Source organism: Paeniglutamicibacter sp. ZC-3, assembly GCF_025847175.2.
GTDB classification, from domain to species: Bacteria; Actinomycetota; Actinomycetes; order Actinomycetales; family Micrococcaceae; genus Paeniglutamicibacter; species Paeniglutamicibacter sulfureus.
This window is the reverse complement of the sequence record NZ_JAOYTG010000024.1, coordinates 22151-44764: the sequence shown is the minus strand read 5'-3', so window position 1 is coordinate 44764 and position 22614 is coordinate 22151. Positions and strand designations below refer to the sequence as shown.

At 63.9% G+C, this 22614-nt stretch carries 19 protein-coding genes and 2 pseudogenes; 7 read left to right on the top strand and 14 right to left on the bottom strand.

The annotated features are described in order from the left end of the window. The first annotated feature begins 206 nt into the window (after positions 1 to 206). Positions 207 to 1733 carry a multicopper oxidase family protein gene (locus OIU93_RS18265; RefSeq protein WP_264271484.1) on the top strand — a complete coding sequence of 509 codons (1527 nt, stop codon included), beginning with the start codon at positions 207 to 209 and terminating at the stop codon, positions 1731 to 1733. Positions 1734 to 2234: 501 nt separating this feature from the next. Here the strand turns inward: OIU93_RS18265 and OIU93_RS18260 are convergent. The 5 genes from OIU93_RS18260 to OIU93_RS18240 form a co-directional block, all read right to left on the bottom strand. Continuing rightward, the gene (locus OIU93_RS18260; protein WP_264271498.1) at positions 2235 to 2336 is read right to left on the bottom strand and encodes a DUF1232 domain-containing protein; all 102 of its coding nucleotides are present in this window, start codon (positions 2334 to 2336) and stop codon (positions 2235 to 2237) included. Continuing rightward, positions 2290 to 2571: a hypothetical protein gene (locus OIU93_RS18255; protein ID WP_264271502.1), complete on the bottom strand. Its 282-nt coding sequence runs from the start codon at positions 2569 to 2571 to the stop codon at positions 2290 to 2292. The genes OIU93_RS18260 and OIU93_RS18255 overlap by 47 nt, the downstream gene beginning before the upstream one ends. A gap of 369 nt (positions 2572 to 2940) precedes the next feature. Next, positions 2941 to 4665, bottom strand: coding sequence for a gamma-glutamyltransferase family protein (locus OIU93_RS18250; protein WP_264271483.1), 1725 nt, complete (start codon positions 4663 to 4665; stop codon positions 2941 to 2943). Further along, entirely contained in the window at positions 4662 to 5054 is a 393-nt protein-coding gene (locus OIU93_RS18245; protein WP_264271482.1) for a hypothetical protein, read from the bottom strand. Before OIU93_RS18245 ends, OIU93_RS18250 begins: the two co-directional genes overlap by 4 nt. Then, entirely contained in the window at positions 5047 to 6165 is a 1119-nt protein-coding gene (locus tag OIU93_RS18240; RefSeq protein ID WP_264271481.1) for a DUF418 domain-containing protein, read from the bottom strand. Before OIU93_RS18240 ends, OIU93_RS18245 begins: the two co-directional genes overlap by 8 nt. A 248-nt stretch (positions 6166 to 6413) precedes the next feature. Here OIU93_RS18240 and OIU93_RS18235 point away from each other — a divergent pair, with 248 nt between their 5' ends. Further along, positions 6414 to 6692, top strand: coding sequence for a hypothetical protein (locus OIU93_RS18235; RefSeq protein ID WP_372342963.1), 279 nt, complete (start codon positions 6414 to 6416; stop codon positions 6690 to 6692). Between the two features lie 115 nt (positions 6693 to 6807). On the opposite strand, the gene OIU93_RS18230 is transcribed toward OIU93_RS18235, so the two are convergent. Next, the gene (locus tag OIU93_RS18230; RefSeq protein ID WP_264271480.1) at positions 6808 to 7230 is read right to left on the bottom strand and encodes a four-helix bundle copper-binding protein; all 423 of its coding nucleotides are present in this window, start codon (positions 7228 to 7230) and stop codon (positions 6808 to 6810) included. A gap of 1640 nt (positions 7231 to 8870) precedes the next feature. Between OIU93_RS18230 and OIU93_RS18225 the strand changes: the two genes are divergently transcribed. From OIU93_RS18225 to OIU93_RS18210, 4 genes are all read left to right on the top strand, one after another. Continuing rightward, the gene (locus tag OIU93_RS18225; protein WP_264271479.1) at positions 8871 to 9743 is read left to right on the top strand and encodes a F510_1955 family glycosylhydrolase; all 873 of its coding nucleotides are present in this window, start codon (positions 8871 to 8873) and stop codon (positions 9741 to 9743) included. Beyond that, a complete protein-coding gene (locus OIU93_RS18220; RefSeq protein WP_264271478.1) occupies positions 9740 to 10549 on the top strand; it encodes a GNAT family N-acetyltransferase in 810 nt (269 codons plus the stop codon). The genes OIU93_RS18225 and OIU93_RS18220 overlap by 4 nt, the downstream gene beginning before the upstream one ends. Positions 10550 to 10694: 145 nt before the next feature. Next, on the top strand, positions 10695 to 12047 hold the full coding sequence (locus tag OIU93_RS18215) for a YibE/F family protein (protein ID WP_264271477.1): 1353 nt from the start codon (positions 10695 to 10697) through the stop codon (positions 12045 to 12047). Between the two features lie 12 nt (positions 12048 to 12059). Next, positions 12060 to 12314, top strand: a complete 255-nt coding sequence (locus tag OIU93_RS18210) for a hypothetical protein (protein ID WP_264271476.1) — start codon at positions 12060 to 12062, stop codon at positions 12312 to 12314. A gap of 664 nt (positions 12315 to 12978) precedes the next feature. On the opposite strand, the gene OIU93_RS18205 is transcribed toward OIU93_RS18210, so the two are convergent. From OIU93_RS18205 to OIU93_RS18180, 6 genes and pseudogenes are all read right to left on the bottom strand, one after another. Then, positions 12979 to 13467: a peptidase gene (locus OIU93_RS18205; protein ID WP_264271475.1), complete on the bottom strand. Its 489-nt coding sequence runs from the start codon at positions 13465 to 13467 to the stop codon at positions 12979 to 12981. Beyond that, on the bottom strand, positions 13464 to 14414 hold the full coding sequence (locus tag OIU93_RS18200; RefSeq protein ID WP_372342962.1) for a cation diffusion facilitator family transporter: 951 nt from the start codon (positions 14412 to 14414) through the stop codon (positions 13464 to 13466). The genes OIU93_RS18205 and OIU93_RS18200 overlap by 4 nt, the downstream gene beginning before the upstream one ends. Positions 14415 to 14560: 146 nt before the next feature. Further along, positions 14561 to 14923, bottom strand: a complete 363-nt coding sequence (locus OIU93_RS18195; protein WP_264271473.1) for a metalloregulator ArsR/SmtB family transcription factor — start codon at positions 14921 to 14923, stop codon at positions 14561 to 14563. Positions 14924 to 14976: 53 nt separating this feature from the next. Beyond that, a pseudogene (locus tag OIU93_RS18190) lies at positions 14977 to 15328 on the bottom strand (transposase); the annotation flags it as partial. Between the two features lie 537 nt (positions 15329 to 15865). Beyond that, positions 15866 to 16047 (bottom strand): annotated as a pseudogene (locus OIU93_RS18185) (DNA polymerase V subunit UmuC); the annotation flags it as partial. 180 nt (positions 16048 to 16227) lie between these two features. Continuing rightward, positions 16228 to 16809, bottom strand: a complete 582-nt coding sequence (locus OIU93_RS18180) for a YebY family protein (RefSeq protein WP_264271472.1) — start codon at positions 16807 to 16809, stop codon at positions 16228 to 16230. Between the two features lie 176 nt (positions 16810 to 16985). Here OIU93_RS18180 and OIU93_RS18175 point away from each other — a divergent pair, with 176 nt between their 5' ends. Continuing rightward, positions 16986 to 20060, top strand: coding sequence for a Tn3 family transposase (locus OIU93_RS18175; RefSeq protein WP_264271471.1), 3075 nt, complete (start codon positions 16986 to 16988; stop codon positions 20058 to 20060). 259 nt (positions 20061 to 20319) lie between these two features. Here the strand turns inward: OIU93_RS18175 and merB are convergent, their stop codons facing one another. Both merB and merA read right to left on the bottom strand, forming a co-directional pair. Next, on the bottom strand, positions 20320 to 20985 hold the full coding sequence (gene merB, locus OIU93_RS18170; protein ID WP_264271470.1) for an organomercurial lyase MerB: 666 nt from the start codon (positions 20983 to 20985) through the stop codon (positions 20320 to 20322). A 33-nt stretch (positions 20986 to 21018) separates the two neighbouring features. Next, positions 21019 to 22461 carry a mercury(II) reductase gene (gene merA, locus OIU93_RS18165; protein ID WP_264271469.1) on the bottom strand — a complete coding sequence of 481 codons (1443 nt, stop codon included), beginning with the start codon at positions 22459 to 22461 and terminating at the stop codon, positions 21019 to 21021. Positions 22462 to 22614 lie beyond the last annotated feature (153 nt).

The window sequence follows — 22614 nt, the reverse complement described above, 5'->3', positions numbered from 1 at the left end:
CCCCCGGTCCTGCCTTTTTGCTGTGGTGGTTCCGAAATGTTTCGGAACCACCCCTTGCACCCCTTCTTCCCCGCCGGGTACGACCGGGCTTGTTCCCGCATGCCTCTTTGCTGTGCCCGGACGACACCCTTGCCTCAGGGCTCGGTCGCTGCCTTATCTCCCCCGTTCGTTCCTCGTCTGAACATATATTTTTGAAGGATTCACTCATGACCTATCATTTGAACCGGCGCTCCTTCCTGGGCCTTTCCGTCGCGACGACCGCCGTGGCGGCCTTGGCCGCATGCGCGCCCACTCCGACCGCCCCCGCAGGGGTCTCTCGCATCCTGCCCACGGACCCGCTCATCTCCGCAGCCGAAGCCCAGCGGGCCAGCACCGGAAAGACCGTCAGCCAAACCCTCACCGCGGGGCCTTTGTCCACCACCCGGGCAGGGACGGACATCACCACGTGGGGATACAACGGTTCCCTTGTCGCACCGACCCTGCGGGGCTCGGTTGGTGACCAGCTCAGCGTTACCGTCGCCAACAAACTCACCGAATCCACCAGCATCCACTGGCATGGGCTCGCCATGCGCAATGATGCCGACGGCGTGCCGGGCCTTACCCAGGAACCTGTGGGTGCCGGCACCGAATACCTCTACGATTTCAAGTTGCCGCACCCGGGCACCTACTGGTATCACTCGCACGTGGAGATGCAGCGCGAACGGGCACTCTATGGTGCCTTGATCATCGACGACCCGCAGGAACCGTTGACGTACGACAAGGAATGGGTGATCGTCCTGGATGACTGGCTCGACGGTGTCACCGGTACCCCTGACGACGTCATCAAGGAACTGTCCAAGGGCATGGGAGGAATGGGCGGCATGGACCACGGCGGCGACAATGGTCCCATGGCCATGGGCCACATGCTCATGGGTGCCACCAGCGACTTCCTGGGCGGGGACGCCGGCGACGTTGCCTACCCGCTGCATCTCTTCAACGGCACCAGCGCCGAAAAGCCGCAGACCTTCACGGCGAAACCGGGTGACCGCATCCGGCTGCGCATCATCAATGCCGCCGGCGACACCGCCTACCGGATCGGGGTCCCGAACCAGCAACTCACCGTGACCCACACCGACGGCTTCCCCGTCGAGCACACCGATGCCGATGCCATCGTCCTGGGCATGGGCGAACGCATCGATGCGCTTTTGACCGTCGGTGCCGGCTACACCCCCGTAGTGGCGTTGGCCGAGGGCAAAGCCCAAATGGCCTACGGGCTAATCTCCACCGGGACCGGGAGCGCCCCGGCGAGAGCGGACCTCCCGAAGACCTTGACGGGCAAGGTCGTCCACGGTGGCCAGCTCACCGCGGACCCGGCCGTGCGGCTGGCTGCCAAGGCGCCGGACCGGGTCCACGAACTGCGGCTGACCGGCGGGATGGCGAACTATGACTGGGGTATCAACGGCCACCGTTTCGACATGGCCAAACCCTTCGAAAAGGCCTTTGACATCCAGGCCGGTGAACGGGTGGAGGTGAAGTTCGTCAATGACACCGAGATGTGGCACCCGATGCACATCCACGGCCACACCTTCCAGATTGGGGAAACCGGGGCACGCAAGGACACAGTCATTGTCCTGCCCAAGGAAACGGTCACGGTCCAGTTCGACGCCGATAATCCCGGTCAATGGCTCACCCATTGCCACAACGCCTTCCACGCCGAACGCGGCATGATGGGAGTCTTCTCCTACCTCAGGTAGAACCAAGTCTCCTGTGCCGCTTTGGCTACGGGGCGGCCCCCTGGCCAAGGCCTTCAGCGAGAGCGGTGATCCATGCCGGGGTATTTCCCGCCAGGACCGAAGCGGTGTCCATGAGCTATTCCTTTGGCTCTTGGGTGGCGGGCAGCCCTGAAGGGAGTCCTGCCCGTGGATCGCATCAATGACACCGAGGGTGTTCTGCTTTCGTTCGGCGCAACCTTCGACGTTGAGTGCTGAACACGCCAAGAGGCACAGTCGCACACCCGGTGGTCGAGAGGACGCACGTGGTCGTTGCCCCAGCACGTGCCTTCGACCCACTCGTTGAAACAGGGACGGCCGGATATCTCGGCCTTGAAGATCCGCTCCCCGCCAGTCGGGCTTTTATTTGAACGCGTTCAAGAAAGCCCGACTGGCGGGGAGCGGAGCAGTGCCGCAATGCAGTCCAGCAAGTTTTTCCCCGAAAGCAAGCCCGGCGGAAGGACCCTGCCACTGGCGACGCAGCGGCTATGAGCCGGTCGAACGGACGGCGGAGCGCAAGGTGACAGCGAGGATGATGATGTCATCGGCATACCCGATCACCGGAAGGAAATCCGGCACAAGATCCACGGGGATGAGCAGGTAAACGAGTAGCAGCGCCAGTTTTACCCGCACTCCACGCGGCACTGCCTTCGGTGATCAGGCCTTGCAACAGGCGCAGCAGATCCGGCAGCAATTGCAGGGCATCGCGCATGCCTACGGTGCCGGGGTACCTTCGCGCATAAACCCACAAGGCCACCAGCAGGATCGCATAGACGCCTGCCAGGCCAGCCAGTATTTCCAGTGTCACCTGCCACCGGGACATGAACCTAGTCTCTGGTTTCCGAAGGTGCAGGTTCCGCCGGGGCATGAAGAGTGGAATAAACCTGCTCGTCATATCTCTGGAGTGAACGCGTCCACTGGAGCAACAGCTCGTCGGCAGCCTGGGCTTCGGGTAGCTCAAGGGCTTCTCGGCTTTTGAGTGGACGTCATCATCCAGACAGCGCATCCCTCCCATGCCCTTGGAAAGTTCCTTGATGACGTCGTCCGGGGGTTCCGGTGACGCTCGGGCTGCGGGCCCGCTGCAGCCTATCCTGGCCGCCTAAAGCAAGACGCAGAGCAGGGGGGAAGCAACGGTCTGCTGCAATCCGCGTCTGCAGGGCGATGTGGCGTTGCCCCTTTGGGGGCAGCTGCCTTACTGGTCGGTTTTGGTGACCCCGTGGTCGCCGTCGCGGCGCACGTCGGTGGCCCCGTCGAGGGTCCCGGTGTCGTAGTCGACCCAGAGCGCCTGGATCGATCCGAAGACGCCGTCGGATCGGCTGGTTTCCCGGATCTTCCATTTATTGGCCCGCGCCAAGGCCTTCATGCTCTTGGTGGCTTTGCCTTCCACGGCAAGAATCCCGCCTTGCAGGTGGAAGCGTGGCCCGTCCACGGCATCCTGGACGGTCTGGTCCTGCAGCAGGACGGGGACCAGGACGGAGGCCAGGATGTTGGGGATTTGCTGGCCGCCGGGGGTTCCGATACCCATGACCACGCGGCCCTGCCCGTCCAGGACCATGGCGGGGTTGGACCAGGTGACTGACTTCCGGCCTGGTTCCGGGCGATTCGCCGGCGAATCAATGCTCTTGAACCTGCTGAGCTGGTTGTTCAGGAAGAATCCGCCGACGACATCGCTCTTGGTCCCTCCCCAGAAGCTGGTGATGGTGTTTGTCATCGACACTGCCATGCCATCGCGGTCCACGACGGAGAGGTGGGTCGTGTTTCCCGGGTCGATGGCTCCGGCCGGGGAGTCCTTGGAGGCCCTTTCCTCGAGTTGGCTGCCGATCTTGAGGTTCCGTTCTCGGTCAAGGACCTCGGAGAGGTCCACCTCGACAAAGCGCTGGTCCCCGAAATTCTCCGTGACGGTGTCGCTGGCGTTTGACCATGCTGCCATGAGTTTGTCCACGTAGGGCGCGGACCCGGGAGCGTCGGAGGCGATGCCGGCACCTTCGGCTTGCTGGAGCATCTGGATCAATCCGGCCCCGGGGAGGGCCGGCGGCGCGGTGACCACCGTGTAGTCGCCCACCTTCCCGTCGACGGGTTCGAACTTTTCGGTCTGGTAATCGGCCAGCGTGGCTGCATCGAGGCCCTTGACCTCTGTCAGCTGCTGGGAGATCGAACCTTCATAGAATTCGTCGCGTCCGCCTGTCGCCAGCGTCTGGATCGTCTCTGCCAGTTCTGCTTGTTTGAGTGTTTCGCCCTCGCGAAGCACACGGCTGCCGTCCTTGGTGCGGAATTGCCGGTGCTCCGAAACGATGCTCGATCCAATCCCGTCGTTCATGCGCTCACCCAGGAACTGGGTGATCACAAAGCCGTCGCGGGCCAGCTCCACTGCCGGCTGCAGCAATTCGTCCCACGGCATCGAGCCATAGGTTGCATGCAGGGTCGCCATGCCATCGACGAAGCCGGGCACGCCGGTCCCGGAGACAGGGATCTTCCCGCTCTTGTTCACGACCTCGCGGTAATCGAAGGCGGCGACCTCCTTCTCCGGCTCCGCGATGAGGGTGACTCCTCCACCACCGATCCCCGAGGCATGGGGCTCGACCACCGACACGGCAAAGGCCGTGGCGATGGCCGCATCGGCGGCATTGCCGCCCCGCTCCAGGATCTCCATCCCGACCTCCACCGCCTCGGGATGCCCGGCGGCGATGCCCTCCTGCGCCAACACTGTCCCCGCTGGCGCCGTCACCGCAGGGGCGGTTTCCGGACTGGGACCCGTCCCGATGGGGGCGGAGAACCTCTCGGCCAGCGGCTGGCTCGAACAGCCCGCCAGAAGCAGGCCGACGGACAATATTCCGACGACCGTTTGCCTGACGCCCCAGCGTTTCCGCGTGTTGCCGAATCCTGGGCGATTGGAAGGCGTACGGATATTTTGTTTCATCGTTCGGTCTCCTGGCTTGGTGGCGGGCGGCGCCGCGAACGGATCATGAGGATCGTGCCCACGAGTGCCGTCACGGCCACAAGTCCGGCGAGCCCGAGCAGCCCCGGCGACCAGAAACGATGATCTTCACCGGAATCCTCGTCGTTTCCGTCGTTTGTTGTCTCTGGGTTTTCGGATCTTGGCACCGCAACGTGGAGTTGCACCGCCGTTTCCCGCGGTGTTGTTTTCAGCGCTGCTACTTGGGTGGCTGGTCCGCCGAGAAGCCCCGCATGTGCGTGGCCCCCCGTGATGCCCAGGCCCAGAAAAAGGAGCACTGTGGCCATGGCGATGGTGGCTGCCCGGGCCAACGGACGGCGATACCCCCGCAGCGGGCGGGCGGGATTATCCATGGTGTCCTGACGGGTTGGTGGCGGGGCGGCGGGTCAAGCGGGCCGGGAGCCGCAGGAGGCGTTCCAGGGGGCCCTGTCCCCGGGCCGGAACCCACAGATGTGCGCAGATGATGCAGAAGGCGGAGATGAGCGCGGCGAAGGCGATGCCTTCGCCGGTGGTGTGCGGATCGGGCCGCACGAAGATCGCCAGCAGCACCAGGTGCATGACATACATCGTGAACGAGAGCCGTCCCAGGTGAACGAGCGGTAGCGCATGCCGCTCCAGCCAGGGCTCCACCAGCAGCAACATCCCGATGACAGCGGCGGCAGAACCAATCCCCGACAGCAGCCACAGGGGCGCCTGGGAATGGTCGTAGCTGGCCAAAAGCCGCGCGAAGCCGCCGCTGGTGGGATCGATCCCCGTCACCCCGCTCAGCAGGCGCGAGAGCACGATTCCGCCGACCGCGGCGGCCACCCCTCCGAACAAAAGAATCAGCTGGAGCCGGTGATGGCGCAGGTCCAGCCGGCTCAGGGTCAGTCCGGCCACCAGCGGGACGATCCACACGAGCGCCGGGTAGGGTCCTGTCACCAGGATTCCATCGAGGATCCCCAGCGGATTACCGGAGAGCAGGATCGGGGTTCGGCTGAACCCCTCGCCGCGCAGGACCAACAGGCCCATCCAGAGCAAGGGTGCGGCAAGCATGAGGATGCCGGTGAGCCAGGCGAGAACCGTGGTGCGCAGGCGGGTGAGCGGTATCCCCACGAGGAACAACACCCCGTAGACCGCCAGGATGACACTGACCCCGTGGTTGATGGGTTGCAGGGCCAGGCCGAACCCGAGCAGCAGAAGCGCCCGCCACACCAGCATGGTCCACTGTTGGCGCCACGGGCGATGCTTGGCCGGATGCGTCAGCATTCCGAGCCCGATCCCGGCCAGGAACACGAAGAGCAAGGAGGCCCGGCCAAAGGGAAGCATGAAGATGCGTTCGAGCAGGTCGTCCGCCTCCTGCGGCCCGACGTTCACGGCGATCATCCCGATGACGGCCAACGCCCGGGCAACATCCAGGGCGGCGGACCGTTTCGGCGGGGCGGAAGGGGGTGAATGGAGGGGCGTTGGCGTTTGCGTATTCACGAAGCGTCAGGTCCTGTCTGCGTGTGGAGGGCAGTCCCCGGCGGTACGTAAGCGCGTCGGAGTCCGGGGGGAACCGACAGCTATGACCGACACCCAAGACAGTATATGCGTATGCACGGGGACAGCTTTGAGGCCACCCCTCCGGTCAAACCGGAGTTCATTGAGTTGGCCGGCGAGGTCCTGGGCCTGCTTCGGATCCCACCCCCATCCGGATTCTCCTTGCTCTCGAACCCGGCTAAGAACTCGCGGTGGGCGAGCCGGCCAAGATTGTCGAGAAGTCGCCCTCGGGCGTGTCCCAGCACCTGGCGCGGCTGCGCATGGCGCGCATGGTGACTACGCGCCAAGACGGAACGAAAGTGCTTTACACGCTCATCGCCCGCCACCCACGCTGGTCATCCGCAAGGCCATCCGGAAACCAGATCCCCGGCCTCACGCTCCCCAAGCCTGACCCCGAGTTTTGCTCCGGCGGTTCGGGCGCGGGGCCGGCAATGTGGCTTAGGCCGCGGTTACGCTGCGTCGTGTTCTGATATCGTCCTTCGGTCTTTTCGTTGCCCCCGATTCTTGCCCGGATAGAGGCCCAAATCACCCGCATCGATTCCTGGAATGCTCCACCACGCCTCCGGGAGGGCTGCCATTGTGGTTCTACTCGGTGGCTCCGCGTCCGAGGGATTCAATCAGTTCGTTGCAGGCGTTTTCGCAGCGGCGGCACGCCTCGGCACAGACGCGGCAATGTTCGTGCATATCGGCATGGCGTTCACATTCATCGGCGCACCCTTTGCAGGCTGCCGCGCAGGCTGTCAATACGGCTTGGGTGATATTGGCGTCATACCCGGTGTGACGGGAAAGGATGTTTCCGGTGGTGGCGCAGATGTCCGCACAGTCCAGATTGGTGCGGATGCACTTGGTCAGCTCAGCGACCATGTCTTCACTCAAACAGGCATCGGCGCAGGCGGTACAGGTCTGCGCGCATTCAAAACAGGCAGCGATGCACTCGGCAAGTTTTTGACGGTCAATGCCACCAAGATCTTTCGGATAGGTCTCCAGCATTGAGGTGATATGACTCATCATTCTGCTCCTACTCCATGGACGCCAAGAGAACCGGCGGGCCGCCGCCCCTCATAACAAACGTAGCCTTGCCACTCCGGCGAGGCCATACCCCTTCCTTACCGGAATGCGAGAACCAAACGAAGCCGTTCACCTTTCACCCCGGTCATCCTTGGTTCAGGCGACGGCATTCCCGCCAGTTCCCCAAGCACGTCCATTCTCGTCCATTCGGTTCCTGACCTCTGCGTTGCCATGGTCCAGCCAGATCCACCCCAGGTTCGGGCGCGGACCGACGCTTAATATCCGGCTGAATAAATGTGAAGAGAACCGTACGTTGAAGCCGTCAAAAACCGAAGGGCCACAAGGTGCCCATCCGTTGAGGTGCTCTAAGCGATCTACAGGTCATAAGGTGGTGAGATTTACGAGGGCAGCGTTCTTCCCCGGTGGTCTCTGCGATTGCCGTTTCGCACACAAGCTATCGTAAAATGGATCGAACCTAGCCTAGACAAAGGGACCCAGGGGCATCGGTGTCGGACTGACTCGCTATTTACGATCTTGCCGGTGTTGGGATGTTTCCGGCTGCAACAGCGGCCTGGGCGACTCTGGGCAAATTTCGGCACGGGGGCATGCAGCCCAGTGGCACAGTCCGAACGGTTTGCCAGAATGTTGCATATGAGCTTGTCCGAAACACTTTCAGGGAAGGAAGTCCGCCATGATAAAAAGCCGAGCATTCTTGCCGTTGGTGTTTCGTCCTGCTTTTATTCTGATCGCACTGTTCCTTGGCCTACTCGGGATGCACGTTGTTGGTGTGGATCACCATGTTTCGCATGCGACTCATAATCCCCCGGTCGGAGTCATCGGTCAGGAAGCCATCCTGGATTCCGCCCATGGCCCGAACCTATTCTCAGTACTGACTCAGCACGCCCCGGTCGACGATACCCCTGCTTCGTTTGCGGGGGATTCCGTTGGCGGTGTGGAGTCAGCCTTGATCGGCCTATGTGTTCTTGCCCTATCCATCGGCGGACTTTTTTTCCATCGTTTTTCGAGGGCATGCCGATCCGTGCCGGGTTGGGGTTTGCCTGCCCCGCCCGTTTTCTGGATCCCCCGGGTTCATGCACACACAACGCCTTCGCTAATTCAGCTATCGATCAGTCGCACGTAAAGCAGTGGTAAGGCCTCGAGGCCAAACCATCTTTTGTCGTGCCCTTTTTCGACAGCGAAGCGGGATCAAGAGCAAGACTCCTGTCCGCAATGGATACAATCCATGGATCACCGTGTTTCACGGTCCCCGCTGCCCTTTTGCCGCGTTGTCGAATCGGGCTTACCACGCTGTCAGTCGGTAGCCACCCTCACGGCACCATTCCTTGTTCCGTGCCCGGCATCGAGCACCTGGACCGCTAGGACCATAACTCGGCAAACCCCTTTTCTGTGGCCTGGCATCACCTTGGCGAAGCGAACATCGCTCAGCTGGGGATCCCCCGCCACGGGGCAGAGCTGTCGGCCATAGAAGAACTACTTCTGGTCAGCCAATAAGATCTGCCTGCCGACTGACATGTTCCGTCCACTGCACGCTGCCATCATCCACGAATTTTGAGTGGGCTGCGGCACCTCCGAAGCCCACTCCAGCAGGCCCGTTCCTGCTCCGTTATCCCTGGAGAACCATGTCTTCCACTCTGCCCATATTTTCTCGTTCCCGAAAATGGACTGCGACGTCCATCGCCTTACTCGCCATCTTGGGCCTTGCCGCGTGCGGCGAGACCCAGAAGTCGAATGCAGACGAACAACCACCGGCCAATCCGTATGGCCATATCCATGCCATCAGCGTCGAAGAATCAACACAACGGGTCTTGCTCGCAACCCACAACGGCCTCTTCGACGCCACCGAGACCGTTCCAAGACCAGTCGGCCCACCGATCGACCTGATGGGATTCACCATCTCATCAGACGGAACCTTCTATGCTTCCGGGCATCCAGGGCCGAGCGTGGATTTGCCCAACCCCCTGGGCCTGATGAAATCGACCGATGGCGGGGAATCCTGGATACCCCTCTCGCGGCAGGGTGAATCCGATTTCCATGCCATGACGGCGACGAGTGACCAGCTGGTTGGATTCGACGGGATTCTTCGGTCGACGGTGGACGGCAATGAATGGTCGGACGTCGGGCCGATGTCTCCTTCCCCGTATGCGTTGGCGGGCAGCCCCGACGACACGGTGGTTCTGGCCACCACCGAGGAAGGGGTGTGGCGATCCATCGATGGCGGACGAACCTGGTCGGCTCCCGGTGGCGGACCGCGACTCCTCACCGCCGCATTTGCGGATCAGAAGACCGCCGTTGGTATTTCACCGGAAGGAAGCGTGTATCTCAGCGACGATGCCGGTCTTTCCTGGCAAGGAACCGGCGCCGAGGTAGACCAAACGTCGGCCATTGGGGCTACCAGTGCCGCAGATGGGCGCCTTTCCATCTGGATGGCCATGGAACGTGGCCTGGTCAAGTTCACCTACGACGGCACCACTCTTACCGAGGAAACCCGATGAGCCAGATTTTCCCGTTGTTCCCCAGCGCGCGATCCATGGTGATCGTCAGGGATGCCACGGATCAAGACCTGCGATTAATGGCTTCTGACATGATCCGGTATTTGCCTGACGGGCTGTTCCCACGCCTGGGAAAACGTTTCGTCAAGCGCTGGATGAGAACCTTTCTCACCCAACAACAGGGGGTTGCCCTTGTCGCTGTAACGAACGATGTCGCACAGCAACAAGTTGGTTTCCTGATTGGTTCAACCCACCAAATCCGCCACGTCGCAGATGTTCTCAACAACCATAAGTGGAGTCTCCTGCTCTCGGGAGCTGCAGCGCTTTCCATCCGTCCACGGGTGCTTCTTCACTTCCTGCGCACCCGGGCCCGACCGTACCTGCGTCGCATAGCGGGACGCCCGTCCAGCCCAAGTGCCACTTCCGCCAAGTCCGAGCCGGCAACGGCGGTCATTACCTCGCTCGTGGTGCTGCCAACGGTGCGGGGCGGGGGTGTGGGAACTCTTCTGGTGGATGAATTCCTCGCGCAGGCCCAACGAGGAGGTTCGTTCCGGGCAGAACTGGTAACCACGGCCGGGGTTGCTGGGGCCGGAGTCTTCTACGAAAAGATCGGATGGGTCTGCGCTGAGGAGCGGTGCTCCAAGGACGGCACAGAGATTCAAACCTATCGCCATTCCCTGCCGGAGGCGGAGGCGGGCGTCAATGTGGCGTGCCTGCAGTCCGATATCCAACGACACCTGACCAAGAGCATCGCCTCTTCCCAGGAATCCGAATTCAAGGACAGGGAAGGCCTGCTCTCCACCCTGTAGCGAGTCCTGACCTTTTTAGTGGTGGTGGATCCGTTGAAATGCGGATCCACCACCGACCACATTTCTTCCCTGTTCGCTATGGCCCCACATGTTCCCGCATCTCGCCATACCGCGCTCATTCAATCGATCTGGAGCTGAACCTTTTATGGGTGGACACCACCACGCCGACGTACTCGTTGACCCGGCCCGACGCCGACGCGCCAACCTCATCCTCTGGATCCTCCTTGCCCCGGTGGGGGTGCTGGCGTTCGTGGCGACCATCGTGCTCTGGCCCAGCGACGGCATCGCCCCGTCCCCGCTCAACGATGTCTTTGACACCGCAAGCGGGGTGGAGCTTTCCACCGGAACCGTCACCCGGACCGTCAGCGAGACCTGTCCCTCCACCCAGGGGATGGACGAGGCCGGCGGCCAGGAACTGTTGTGCGATGTTTCCTATGTCTCCCCCGAGGCCGGCGGAGCTTCCTTCGCGCTGGAGGTGCCTCCGGAAACCACCCAGTCCCGGCCCCTGGTGGCCGGGGACAAGATCAAGTACCTCGACATGTCGCACACCTCCGATTCCTCGGCGCCGTATGTCTTCGTTGACTTCGTGCGCTCCACCCCGTTGGCCCTGCTGGGCATCGCCTATGCGGTGGTGGTGTGCTGGGTTGCGCGGTGGCGCGGGCTGCGTGCCTTGGCAGGGCTCGCCGGCGGGTTGTTCTTCATCGTCAGTTTCATGATCCCGGCGCTGCTGGAGGGCAAGTCGCCCATGCTGGTTGGGCTGACCACTTCAACCATCGTCATGTTCGCGGCACTGTATTTTGCCCACGGATTCTCGGCCAGGACCTCCACGGCGCTGTTGGGCACGCTGTTCGGGCTGGGCGTCACCGCGGCCATTGCCGTTTGGGCCACCGATGCGGCGGCGCTGACCGGGGCCACGGAGGATTCGGCCATGACGCTGAGCACGGTGGTGCCCGAACTCAGTCTCTCCGGCTTGCTGCTGTGCGGCCTGCTCATCGCCGGCATGGGCGTGCTCAACGACGTGACCATCACCCAGTCCTCCGCGGTCTGGGAGCTGGCGGAAATCGCGCCGCATTCCACTGCCCGGCAGCTTTTCACCTCGGGGATGCGCATCGGGCGGGACCACATCGCCTCGACCGTCTACACCATTGCCTTCGCCTACGCCGGCGCGGCACTGCCGATCCTGGTGTTGGTGAGCCTGTACGACCGACCCCTGATGGACACCCTCACCACCGGCCAGATGGCCGAGGAGGTCATCCGGATCCTGGTGGGTTCCATCGGGCTGGTATTGGCCATCCCGGTGACCACTGCCATCGCGGTGGCAGTGGTCAAGGCCACCGGTTCGGGTGCCAAGGCCACGGAAAACGGCTCCATAGCCAGCCAAAGTGGTTCCAGGCTGTCGGGTCGACCCGCCCTGCAGCCGGACGCGGTGGAGCCAATCCATGCCGCGGACTGGACTCCTGAAATGGCCGTTTCCGCAGGACGTCATGATCCCATTTAACGCTAATGATTCTTGTTTAGCATTGGATGGTGGCGGCTCGACGGGGCAGCCGCACTTTTCAACTCCGCCGAGGTCCTGCGGGACGGGGTGCGCACCCCGAAATTCGCCGTGGCGGATCTCATGGACGAAAGAGCAACAACCTACGACCAACGCAAACCCCACCCCTTGATTGGGGAAGTCCTGGACGTGCTCATGGCCGAACCGTGGGCGAAGTCCGCCGGGATAAGGATGAGGGGGGCCAAGGCCAGGGCCAAGTCTTCCATGTGAAAGCGCTCCTCGTCCCCCAGGAGACAAGATCACGACAACGATGCTCAGCTACGTGACCCAGGCAATCATTGAGCTGGATGGAACCTCCAGGGCGTGGTGATCCTCCCGGTCGCCGGTTTGCCGGAGAACCTCGAATCAAGCCCCTCCGCCGCGGATCACTCGGATCACTCGGATCGACCATGACGTTGCCCCGGCGCTCGATGGGTTCCACATATTGATCCGAGGGAAGCAAAGGCGTCCCGATGGCCTCTTACGAATGCATGGGCCATCGGGACATCTCTGTCCTGCAAGCAGCGGATTTCCCTCCGCTTGGCCACCCACGGGGCCAAGCGACAAACCTCCGCCCGACCATCATCAGCTAACCGCAAGGCCACAGCCTGTTAGCCAGATGGCTATCCCGGGTGGCTGGACAGCTTTCTGGCCATGAATGGTTTCCCCGTAGGGACGGCAAAGCGTCGTGCAGGGGCATCGAACATTCGCGACAGGCGGCTTCAGGGCATGGCATCAGGTGCCTGAACGTCCCGCTGACGCCGTCTGCTCAGTCTCGCACCAACGGGGTCCAAGTGCGCAGCGGGGGTGGGAAACTCCCCGCACCGGACGCCGCTAATCCTTCACATCCCGCGCTTCACCCGCCACCTCGTTCGTAGACGTGGAGGATTCACCTTCAGAGGTCGTTCAAGCCGAGCCCTTGGTCATCAAGACAGGGTGAGCGTCTTCCGGCCGGAGCCCCGAAGGAGCGTCGGCATGTACAGGCCGGTCCCTTGACCGCCGGCAGGGACAGCCACACGAAGCGTTGCATTTTGTTGTACGACCCGAAATCCAGCACGGCCCCACCGAGTTTGGGAGCCAGTTCGTGGCTGACACTGACCACGATTTCCTCGCCGCCCGCCTGAATCCACCCATCGCGGGAACCGCCGCCGAAACGCTCCGGGTCACCGAGCAGGCATCGAATAGGCTTCTTCGGTTCCGTCCGTGAGAAGTACAGGCCCTGTTTGCGGCAGCCACCGGGCCCCTGGTAGCAATGCAGCAGGCCGCCGAACACCTCGATCATGGCCAATGCATCCCCGGTCACGGTGAAGCTGCCATGACCGGGAATGCTCGCCGACAGGCTCCGACCAGCCGTCGAGTCCGCCATCAGGTAGGGCCGTCTCATTGATGGAGGCCATGCATGCACAGTGCCGGTTCGATCTCGTTATCGCCTGCAGACGCTGTGATGGCCTTGATCACCACATCGTCGAGTTTCGGGAGCGCCTGCCCGAGCCGACGCTCGGCATCCAGGACGGTCCCTTCAACCGCCGACAGGGAGTCGTCGGCGACGACAACGGTTGCCGCGCCTTGCAGCCGGTGCCCGACCCAGCGCAGCTGCAGCCGCGGCACGGACAGGATGCCGGGCGTGCTCTCAAGGGCGGTGTGAGCGCGGTCGACGAGGTCGGGTTCGATGCCGTCCATGAGCCGCCGGCCAATGCTTTTCACCGTCCCAAAGAGCAGGGCGATGATCGCCGCCGAAATCAGCAGACCGATGATCGGGTCCGCCAGCGGGAAACCGAGCATCACGCCCACGGCGCCGAACACCACGGCGAGGGAGGTGAACCCGTCGGTGCGTGCGTGCACGCCATCGGCCACGAGCGCGGCCGAACCGATCTTTTGCCCGACCCGGATGCGGTACACCGCCACGATCTCGTTGCCGGCGAATCCGATCACGCCGGCCGCGAGCACCCACCACAGGTTTTCGAGTGGCTGCGGGTTGAACAGCCGATCGATCGACTGCCATGCTGCGATAACCGCGGACAGGGCGATGACCACGACGATGAACAGGCCGGCAAGGTCCTCGGCCCGCCCATAACCGTACGTGTATCGTTTCGTGGCCACCCGGCGACCCAGGATAAAGGCAATCCACAGCGGCACGGCCGTCAGCGCATCGGAGAAGTTGTGGATGGTGTCTGCCAGCAGCGCCACGGAACCGCTGATCGCCACCACGATGACCTGCAGCACCGTCGTGGCCAGCAGGATCACCATGCTGATTTTCAACGCCCGGATGCCTTCCTGGCTTGCCTCCAACGCATCGTCGATTGAATCGGACGACTCATGGGTGTGTGGCACGAACAGCTCAAACAACCAACCCTTGAAACCCGTGTGGTGCTTGTGGAAATGTCCGTCATGGTCATGGTCACGGGAGCGAGGTTTGTGGGCATGGCCGTGGTTCTCATGGTCATCATGGGGGTGATGGCCGTTTCGCTGGGTGATGCTCATGCCGTGGCCTGTTCCGCACGGTGGTGCGCGGGCACGCCGCCAAGCGCGTGCTCGGCCTGATATATCGCGTCGGCCACCAGTTGCCGGGCATGTTCGTTCTCCAACCGGTACATGACCCTGGTGCCGTCCTGGCGGGTGGAAACCATCCTTCCCAGCCGCATCTTGGCCAGGTGCTGCGAGACCGCCGCCGGGGACTTGCCCACCATCTCGGCCAGTGCACCGACCGCCATTTCACCCTCGCGCAGGGCAAGGATGATCCGCACCCGGGTGGCATCGGCCAGCATGGAAAAGACCTCGACAGCCAGCTCAACGTACTGACTCTCGACATCCAGCGAGCAAACTCTCTTATCTGCATTCATGCGCACATTTTATCATTAAAGTATTTCCGGCTAATCGCCGACCCTTCTATGGCTCAAGTCAAGAGGGTTTGTAGTTTTCGGAAGAGTTGGCGGGCGATGAATCGTTTGGGGCAGCGGTGGATCTCCCGAAGGGTTTTTCCTTCGGAAGTCCGCCGTTCGACGTATGCGATGGTTGCGGGGTCGTAGATCATCCGGGATCGGGCGATCGTATACATGGCCCGATTCAGTTGCCGGTCGCCGTAGCGGTTGAGTCGGTGCCGGGTGGTGTTGCCGGATGATGCGGGGGATGGGGTTCACCCCGGCCAACGCCGCAAAGGCGGCCTCCGAACGCACCCTCCCGTGGTGCGAATACGAGATGAGCACCTGGGTCGCGGACACGGGGCCGACGCCGGGCAGGTCCATCAGGACGGATATCGATCCGGAGTCTGAGACCCTGTCAGAATTTCGACTGGCGAGTTAAAATTGACTAGTGATCTCCCTCCCCAAGAGGGGTATCGCTAGGATTTCGTGGCTTTGGAGAGCTTGGCTAGGGCTCTCTCGGACGGATTAACGTCGCGAAGTCCGGTACAGCGTGTCAGGAGAACGGACTGGCACGCTGTACGCCCCGAATTCATCGTGTGGGCATAGCAGATGGAAAGCCCCACAAACAATGCGAATGAACACGCTTGGATTCTTCCGCGGACCACCTTGGGCCCCGTAAGGGGGCTGTCCGGATTGGCAATTGGAACCGTCCCGATAGAGGGTCGGCTGCCGGAACGCAACCCTGGCTGACTTCGACTCACGAAGTTTCTTGGATTCACAGGAAAGTCGACCGTCCCGTAGACCTTATCCGGTGAAGAGTCCCGTGCCCGGGCGTGAAACGGAACGCTTCAGGAGCTCTCTCAGGACACAGCCAATGGGAATAGCGCGACAACGAATACAGCGTGGTACCTATAGGCGGTGGGCGGTGGGGGCGAGCTTGAACCAGGGGCGCCCATTTCAATGCCCAGGGCCTTGGCCTCGTCCGACCGGGCGAGGGCGCAGCCGTCGTTGTTGGACAGGACGATCACCGGCCGGCCGATCAGCGTCGGGTCAAAGACCCGCTCGCAACTCACATAGAAGCTGTTCACATCCACGTGGGCGATGTATTCGTTGGAGCCGGCCTGTGGGACCCAGGGGGGCTTCTACGTCGGTAATTGGTGCTATTCGTTGTGGCACTATTCCTTCTCGTTTTATCCCGGCTGGAGTCGAAGCCACCTTAGTCGCCGGCCACCCAGATTAGCGGCGTGTATGGCTCAACCCATGAGCAACGAGGAGCATGCCAATCACTGGCACCGCTCAAGCGCCGCATCAATGACCGGCGCAATGTCAATCTTCAAACCAGATATATCCGGATTCGGGGCCCAGATCGGGTCAACGGCTGGATAATCTCCGTGGTCTTTGGCCGTGCCGTTCGCCGCATAGGTTTTCCCCTCGGGATCATCGAGGGTAGCCACCTGCATGGTCCGACCGGCTACCGAGATCTCCTCGCAGTGGACAACAACATAGGGAACCGTCAGCGGCCACTCGTCTCCGAAGTTGGTGCTGACGAGAAGCCCCGGATCGTTGCTGATCTCATCGGGCACCTCAACCGGGACCGGCGCCTTGGCTTCCCCGGGTGCGTAACTCTTGCAGAGTCCGTCCTGCGGCTCTCCGAGGTCGACCTCGGGGAAGCTGACGACCACGTAGCCTGCGTTCCCGCCCTTGCGCTCAATTCCGCCTCCTGGGCGCCAGGTGCGATCGACGCAGACTTCGGTGTCGTTCACGACGCTTCCCTTGGCCGTCATGCCTTTGTAGATCGGTACGTCAGCGGGCAGCTCGGCCAGAACTGCGGCCTCCGCTTGGGTCACCCGCTCCGCATCGGTCATCGTGGCAACCGGTGCCGCTGCCGCTGGAGCAGAAGTTGCCTCGGCCGCTGTTGCCGCCGAGGTCGAAGAAGCTTCGTCTGTCGGCGAAGCAGCCCCAGCGCAGCCAGCAAGGAGGGGTCTTGGTAGTAATGGAACAGGATTGAACGCTGAGCCTCGCGGTTCGGTAGTGTGAGGGCGTGCCGGTGGAATTCCTCAGTGATGAACAGGCCGCTGGGTTTGGGCGGTTCAAGGGTGAGCTGTCGCAGGCGGATCTGGAGCGGTTCTTCCATCTCGATGATGCCGACCGGGATTTGATCACCGTTCGACGCAGTGACCACAACAGGTTGGGGTTTGCGGTGCAGCTGGGGACGGTCCGCTTCCTGGGGGCATTCCTCGCGGATTCGCTTGATGTGCCGTGGGGCGTCGTTGACTATCTCGCAGCCCAGCTCGGGATTACGGATCCCTCGGTCGTAAAGAACTACCCTCGGCGGGCACCGACGGTCCACGGGCATGCACGCGAGATCCGCGCGGCCTACGGGTACCGCGACTTGGCTGGAGAGTTGACCGAAGAACTGACGCTGTTCGTCTACTCGCGGGCCTGGACGTACGGTGAGGGGCTGAGCGTGTTGTTCGATCACGCGACGGCTTGGCTTCATCGGGAGCGGGTACTGCTGCCCGGTGTGAGCGTGCTGGCGCGGCTGGTGGCAGCGGCACGTGGCCAGGCCATCGCCCGCCTGCACGACGTCGTCGCGACGGCTGCCGTTGCCGAAGATCCGGGGCTGCCGGCGGTTCTGCGTGGCCTGCTGACCATTGACCAGGGCGAGCGGGCGAGCCGGTTGGAAGCGTTACGGGCAGGGCCTACGAGGGTGTCTGGCCCGGAGCTGGACAAGGCGCTGCAGCGGGTTGCCGCGGTGCGGAGGCTCGGTACCGGTGCGGTGGACTTATCCGGCCTGCCGGCAGCACGGGTGCGAATGCTGGCGAGGTACGGGATCGGCGCGAAGGCGCAGACGTTGCGCAGACTGGCCGAACCACGCCGGACGGCGACGCTGGTCGCGACGGTGGCGGCGTTGGAGGCCGACGCCGTCGATGACGCGTTGGACCTGTTCGATCTGCTGATGTCCACGAAGGTCCTGAGGCCCTCGCAGCGTGCCGCAGCCTCGGTCCGGCTGATGAAGATGCCGGAGCTGGAGAAGGCATCCCGCGTCCTGGCGCGGGTCGGGGCCAGGCTGTTGCGCGTGCTCGGGGAGTCCAATGAGCAGATCGACGTCGCCGCGGCGTGGGCGGAGCTGGAACAGGTCGCTGCCCGGGACCGGATCGCCGAGGCCGTGGCGAAGGTCGACGAGCTCGTGCCGGACGAGTCCGGTGCCGACGGTGCGATGCGCGAGCAGATGGCACGCCGGTTCCGCACCGTGGCGCCGTTCCTGCGCATGTTGTCCACCACAATCCCGTGGGGTGCGACCGCTGCCGGGAAGCCCGTTCTCGACGCCCTGGCATCCGTGGACAGGCTGCGCGGTCGGCGAAAGGTCCGGCGGGAGGAGATCGACGAAACCCTCGTGCCGACCTCGTGGCGAGCCGCAGTGTTAGGTCGCGGTGATGGCGTTGAGGTGGACCGGGACGCCTGGGTCGTGTGCGTGCTGGAGCTGCTGCGGTCATCCCTGCGCCGCCGGGACGTGTTCGCCACGACCTCGAAACGCTGGGCTGACCCGCGCGCCCATCTGCTGGCCGGCCCTGCATGGGACGCGGCACGGGAGCTGACCCTGCGGTCGCTGAGTTTGGACGGCCCGGTGAGCGAGCACCTGGCTGGCAAGGTCGAGGTGCTGGACGCCGCCTGGCGGGGCCTGGCGGACGCGATCACCGACGCTGGCCCGGACGCAAGCGTGCGGTTGACGGAGACCGAGGACGGCAAGGCCAAACTCACGGTCGCACGGCTGGATGCCCTGGACGTTCCCGAGTCCCTGACGGCGCTGCGGACACAGGTGGCGGGCATACTTCCGCAGGTGGACCTACCCGAGATCCTGCTCGAGGTGCATTCCTGGACCGGGTTCCTTCACGCCTACACCCACGTCTCCGGTGCCGGCTCGCGCATGACCGACCTGCCGGTCTCGGTCGCCGCGGTGCTGATCGCCGAGGCCTGCAACGTGGGGCTGACACCGGTGGTCGCCGAGGGGCACGCGGCACTGACCCGCGACCGGCTGGGGCATGTGCAGGCGAACTACGTGCGCGCCGAAACCCACGCGGCCGCGAACGCGGCACTGATCGAGGCGCAGGCCGGGGTGCCGATCGCGGGCCGGTGGGGCGGCGGACTGCTGGCCTCGGTCGACGGGCTGCGCTTCGTGGTTCCCGTGCGGACGGTCAACGCGGCCCCGAACCCGAAGTACTTCGGCCACGGTCGTGGCCTGACCTGGTTCAACGCCGTCAACGACCAGGTTGCTGGCATCGGTGCCGTCGTCGTGCCCGGTACGGTGCGTGACTCGTTGTACGTGCTGGACACCATGCTCAACCTCGACGGCGGTCCCAAGCCGGAGATGATCGCCAGCGACACCGCCTCATACTCCGACATGGTCTTCGGGATCTTCACACTCCTCGGCTACCGGTTCTCGCCTCGCATCGCAGACCTCGCCGACCAACGGCTGTGGCGCGCCACCAGTCCTGGACAAGCACCGGGCGACTACGGAACCCTGAACGACGTCGCGCGCCACAAGATCAACCTGCAAAAGATCACCACCCACTGGGAGGACATGACCCGCGTGGCCGCCTCGCTGGTCACCGGGACGGTACGCGCCTACGACGTGCTGCGCATGCTCACCCGCGACAACGGGGCACCGAACCCGTTCGGGGCGGCGATCACCGAGTACGGGCGTATCGCTAAGACGCTGCACCTGCTCGCCTTGGTCGATCCCCTCGACGAGACATACCGGCGGGCGATCAACACCCAACTCACCGTCCAGGAGTCCCGCCACCGCCTGGCCAGGGCAATCTTCCACGGCCGGCGCGGACAGATCTACCAGCGTTACCGCGAAGGCCAGGAAGACCAGCTCGGCGCACTCGGTCTCGTGCTCAACGCCGCCGTTCTGTGGAACACCCGCTACATCGACGCCGCCGTGACGGCCCTGCGCGATGCCGGGCAGGAGATCCCCGAAACTGACATCGCCCGCCTGTCCCCGCTCGGAGACGCCCACATCAACATGCTCGGCCGCTACGCCTTCACCGCTCCAACCCCCAACACGCTACGGCCCCTGCGGGAGGGAGCAACGCATCCCGTCGAAGACTGACCGGACGCTGCCCTCGTTCAGAAAACGTTCGATGACTGAACGACCACCCACGCCAGCCCCGCATCGTGTGGCCGCTAACTTCTTTTGGCGGTTAAATCACGGGTTCGTTTGGCGGGTTTGGCGGTTTCCGCTGACGTTGATGACGAGTGGCGCTTGGCCCGTGCTTGTGAAAAGTGAACCCCGTCGCCGGCGTGCGGCCTTTCATGAATCGGATCGGATGCACGCGGGCGGGCGCGGCCTGTCCCACCGGGTCGGGTTGTCAGCAAGCGCACCCGTGCATGCCCTTCCCCTGGAGGGTTCGCTGTGCGGGCGGGGTTTCGTGGAGCAGGGACCCGGCCATGGCCGTGCCGAGCCGTAAGGCTTCGGCGATGGGAACGACGGAACCGTCGGGGTTCGCATCGAGCCATGGCTGTGCCGTTTCGGCAGAGGCGAAGAAATGGACTTGGTTGCAGAACGCCGATCGTATCGAGCTCATGTCCTCCGGATTGATCAGGGAGACCACGGCCGTGGCCGGCTGCACGCCGGTCACGCTTCCCGCTCCGCTGTTGAGCAGTATCGGAGCCCCGGTGGCGTGGCAGGCTGATTCGACCCTTGCGGTGGCGCCCAGCAGGGCCGGAAAGATCAGGGTGTCCAGGGCGCACCACGTGTACAGCTGTTTGCCGTTCATCTCGAAGCGGTGTTGGGTGGGGCGCAGGGTCAGGGCCTGCCCGATGATGCGTCCCTCCCCGTCGTGCTCGGTGTCGGGGACGGCTGCCAGCGCGGCGTGGACCTCCGGGACGGTGCGTCCGGTGGCGGCGGCCAGGTCCGCGATGTCCACGGGATCGCCCCGTGAGAGAAGGCGCATCAGCGGCACCCAGAGTGCGGCCTCGAGGCCGGTATCGGGCGAGGCCAGGCGGTCGGAGAGTTCGGTGAAGTCTTCGGTCATGTCAGGGGTTCCTTCCGTGGTGGCGGGGCGGGGTCAGGAGGCGCAGCAGGAGAGCATGGAGATGTCGGTGCTGAAGGACTGGGCGGCGATCTTGAGGCCTTCGGCCATGGTCAGGTACGGGCTCCACAGGTTGGCGACCTGCTCCACGGTCATCCCCGCTTCCAGGATGTAGACGCCGGCGGCGGCCAGCTCCCCGGCGTCCTTGGCGACGACGGTGATCCCCACGATGCGCCCGGTGTCGGCGTCGGCGACGATCTTGATGAAGCCGCGGGTGTCCCGGTTCACCAGTGCCCGCGGCACATACTCCAGGGGCAGGACCCGGCACTCGCACCGGATGCCGGCCGCGTTGGCCTGCTGGTCGGTCATGCCGACCGCGGCCAGTGCGGGGCTCGTGAAGGTGACCCGGGGCAGGTGCCGGTAGTCGACCTCGCGGCCGGCGTTGTTGAAGGCGTTCTCCACCACCAGGGAGCCGTGGGCGGCCGCGACGTAGACGAATTCACTGTGCCCGGTCACGTCCCCGGCGGCCCAGATCCGCTGGTTGGAGCTGGCCAGGGTGTTCTCGACCAGGATCTCGCCCCGGCCCCCGGTTTTGACGCCGACGGCATCCAGGTTCAGGTCCTCGGTGACGGGGCGCCGTCCCGTGGCGACCAGCAATTTGGCGGCCCGGAATTCCTGTTCGCCGCCGGACACCGTCGCGGTCGCGACGATCCCGCCGGTGGCCGGGTCGGTGCGCACGGAGGACACCTCGGCCCGGCGCACGACGCGGATGCCCTCGTCGGCGAAGACGTCCATCAGGGCCTTGGAGGCTTCGGGTTCCTCTGCCGAGGCCAGCCGGGAACGGACCAGCATGGTCACCTTCGACCCGAGGCGGGCGAAGAGCTGGGCCTGTTCCAGGGCGACGTACCCGCCGCCGAGCACCAGCAGGGACTCGGGGACCTCCTCCAGTTCCATCGCGGTGGTGGAGGTCAGGTAGCCGGTGTCCGCCAGCCCCGGGATCGGTGGCGCCCAGGGGGCGGACCCGGTGGCGACCAAATACTGAGCCGCCCGGACCGTGGTGCGGGTCCCGTCGGCACCGGTGATTTCCAGGACCGGATTGTCCTGGGTGCCGGCGAACACGGCGTTGCCCTGGCGCATCTCCCAGCCGTAGTCGCCGATCAGGTCCACGTACTTCTCCGCGCGCATCGTCTCGACCAGGGACTGCTTGGCGTCGATGAGTGCGGGCATGTCCACCGGCCCTGCCGAGGTGCTGATGCCGGGGTACCTGCCCGAATCCAGGGCGATGTGGCGTGCCTCGGCGGCGGCCAGCAGCGCCTTGGACGGCACGCAGCCGGTGTTCACGCACGTCCCACCGATGGTGGAACGCTCGACCATGAGGACCCGCTTGCCCAGGTTGGTGGCCCGGATCGCGGCCGCGAACGCGCCGCCGCCGGAGCCGATGACGGCCAGGTCGAAATCGGGTGTTGTTGGTTCAGGCATGGTTCCTCCAAAAGTCTTGCGGCACCGCACGCGGCGGCCCCCGGTCAGTGGTTCTTCCACCAGTCTGCACCTTCCACCAAGGGGGAAGGTCAAGCGTCAGGTCCGTCACAGTCGCTGGCCAGGACGACGGACGGACCCCCGAGCGGAAAGGCC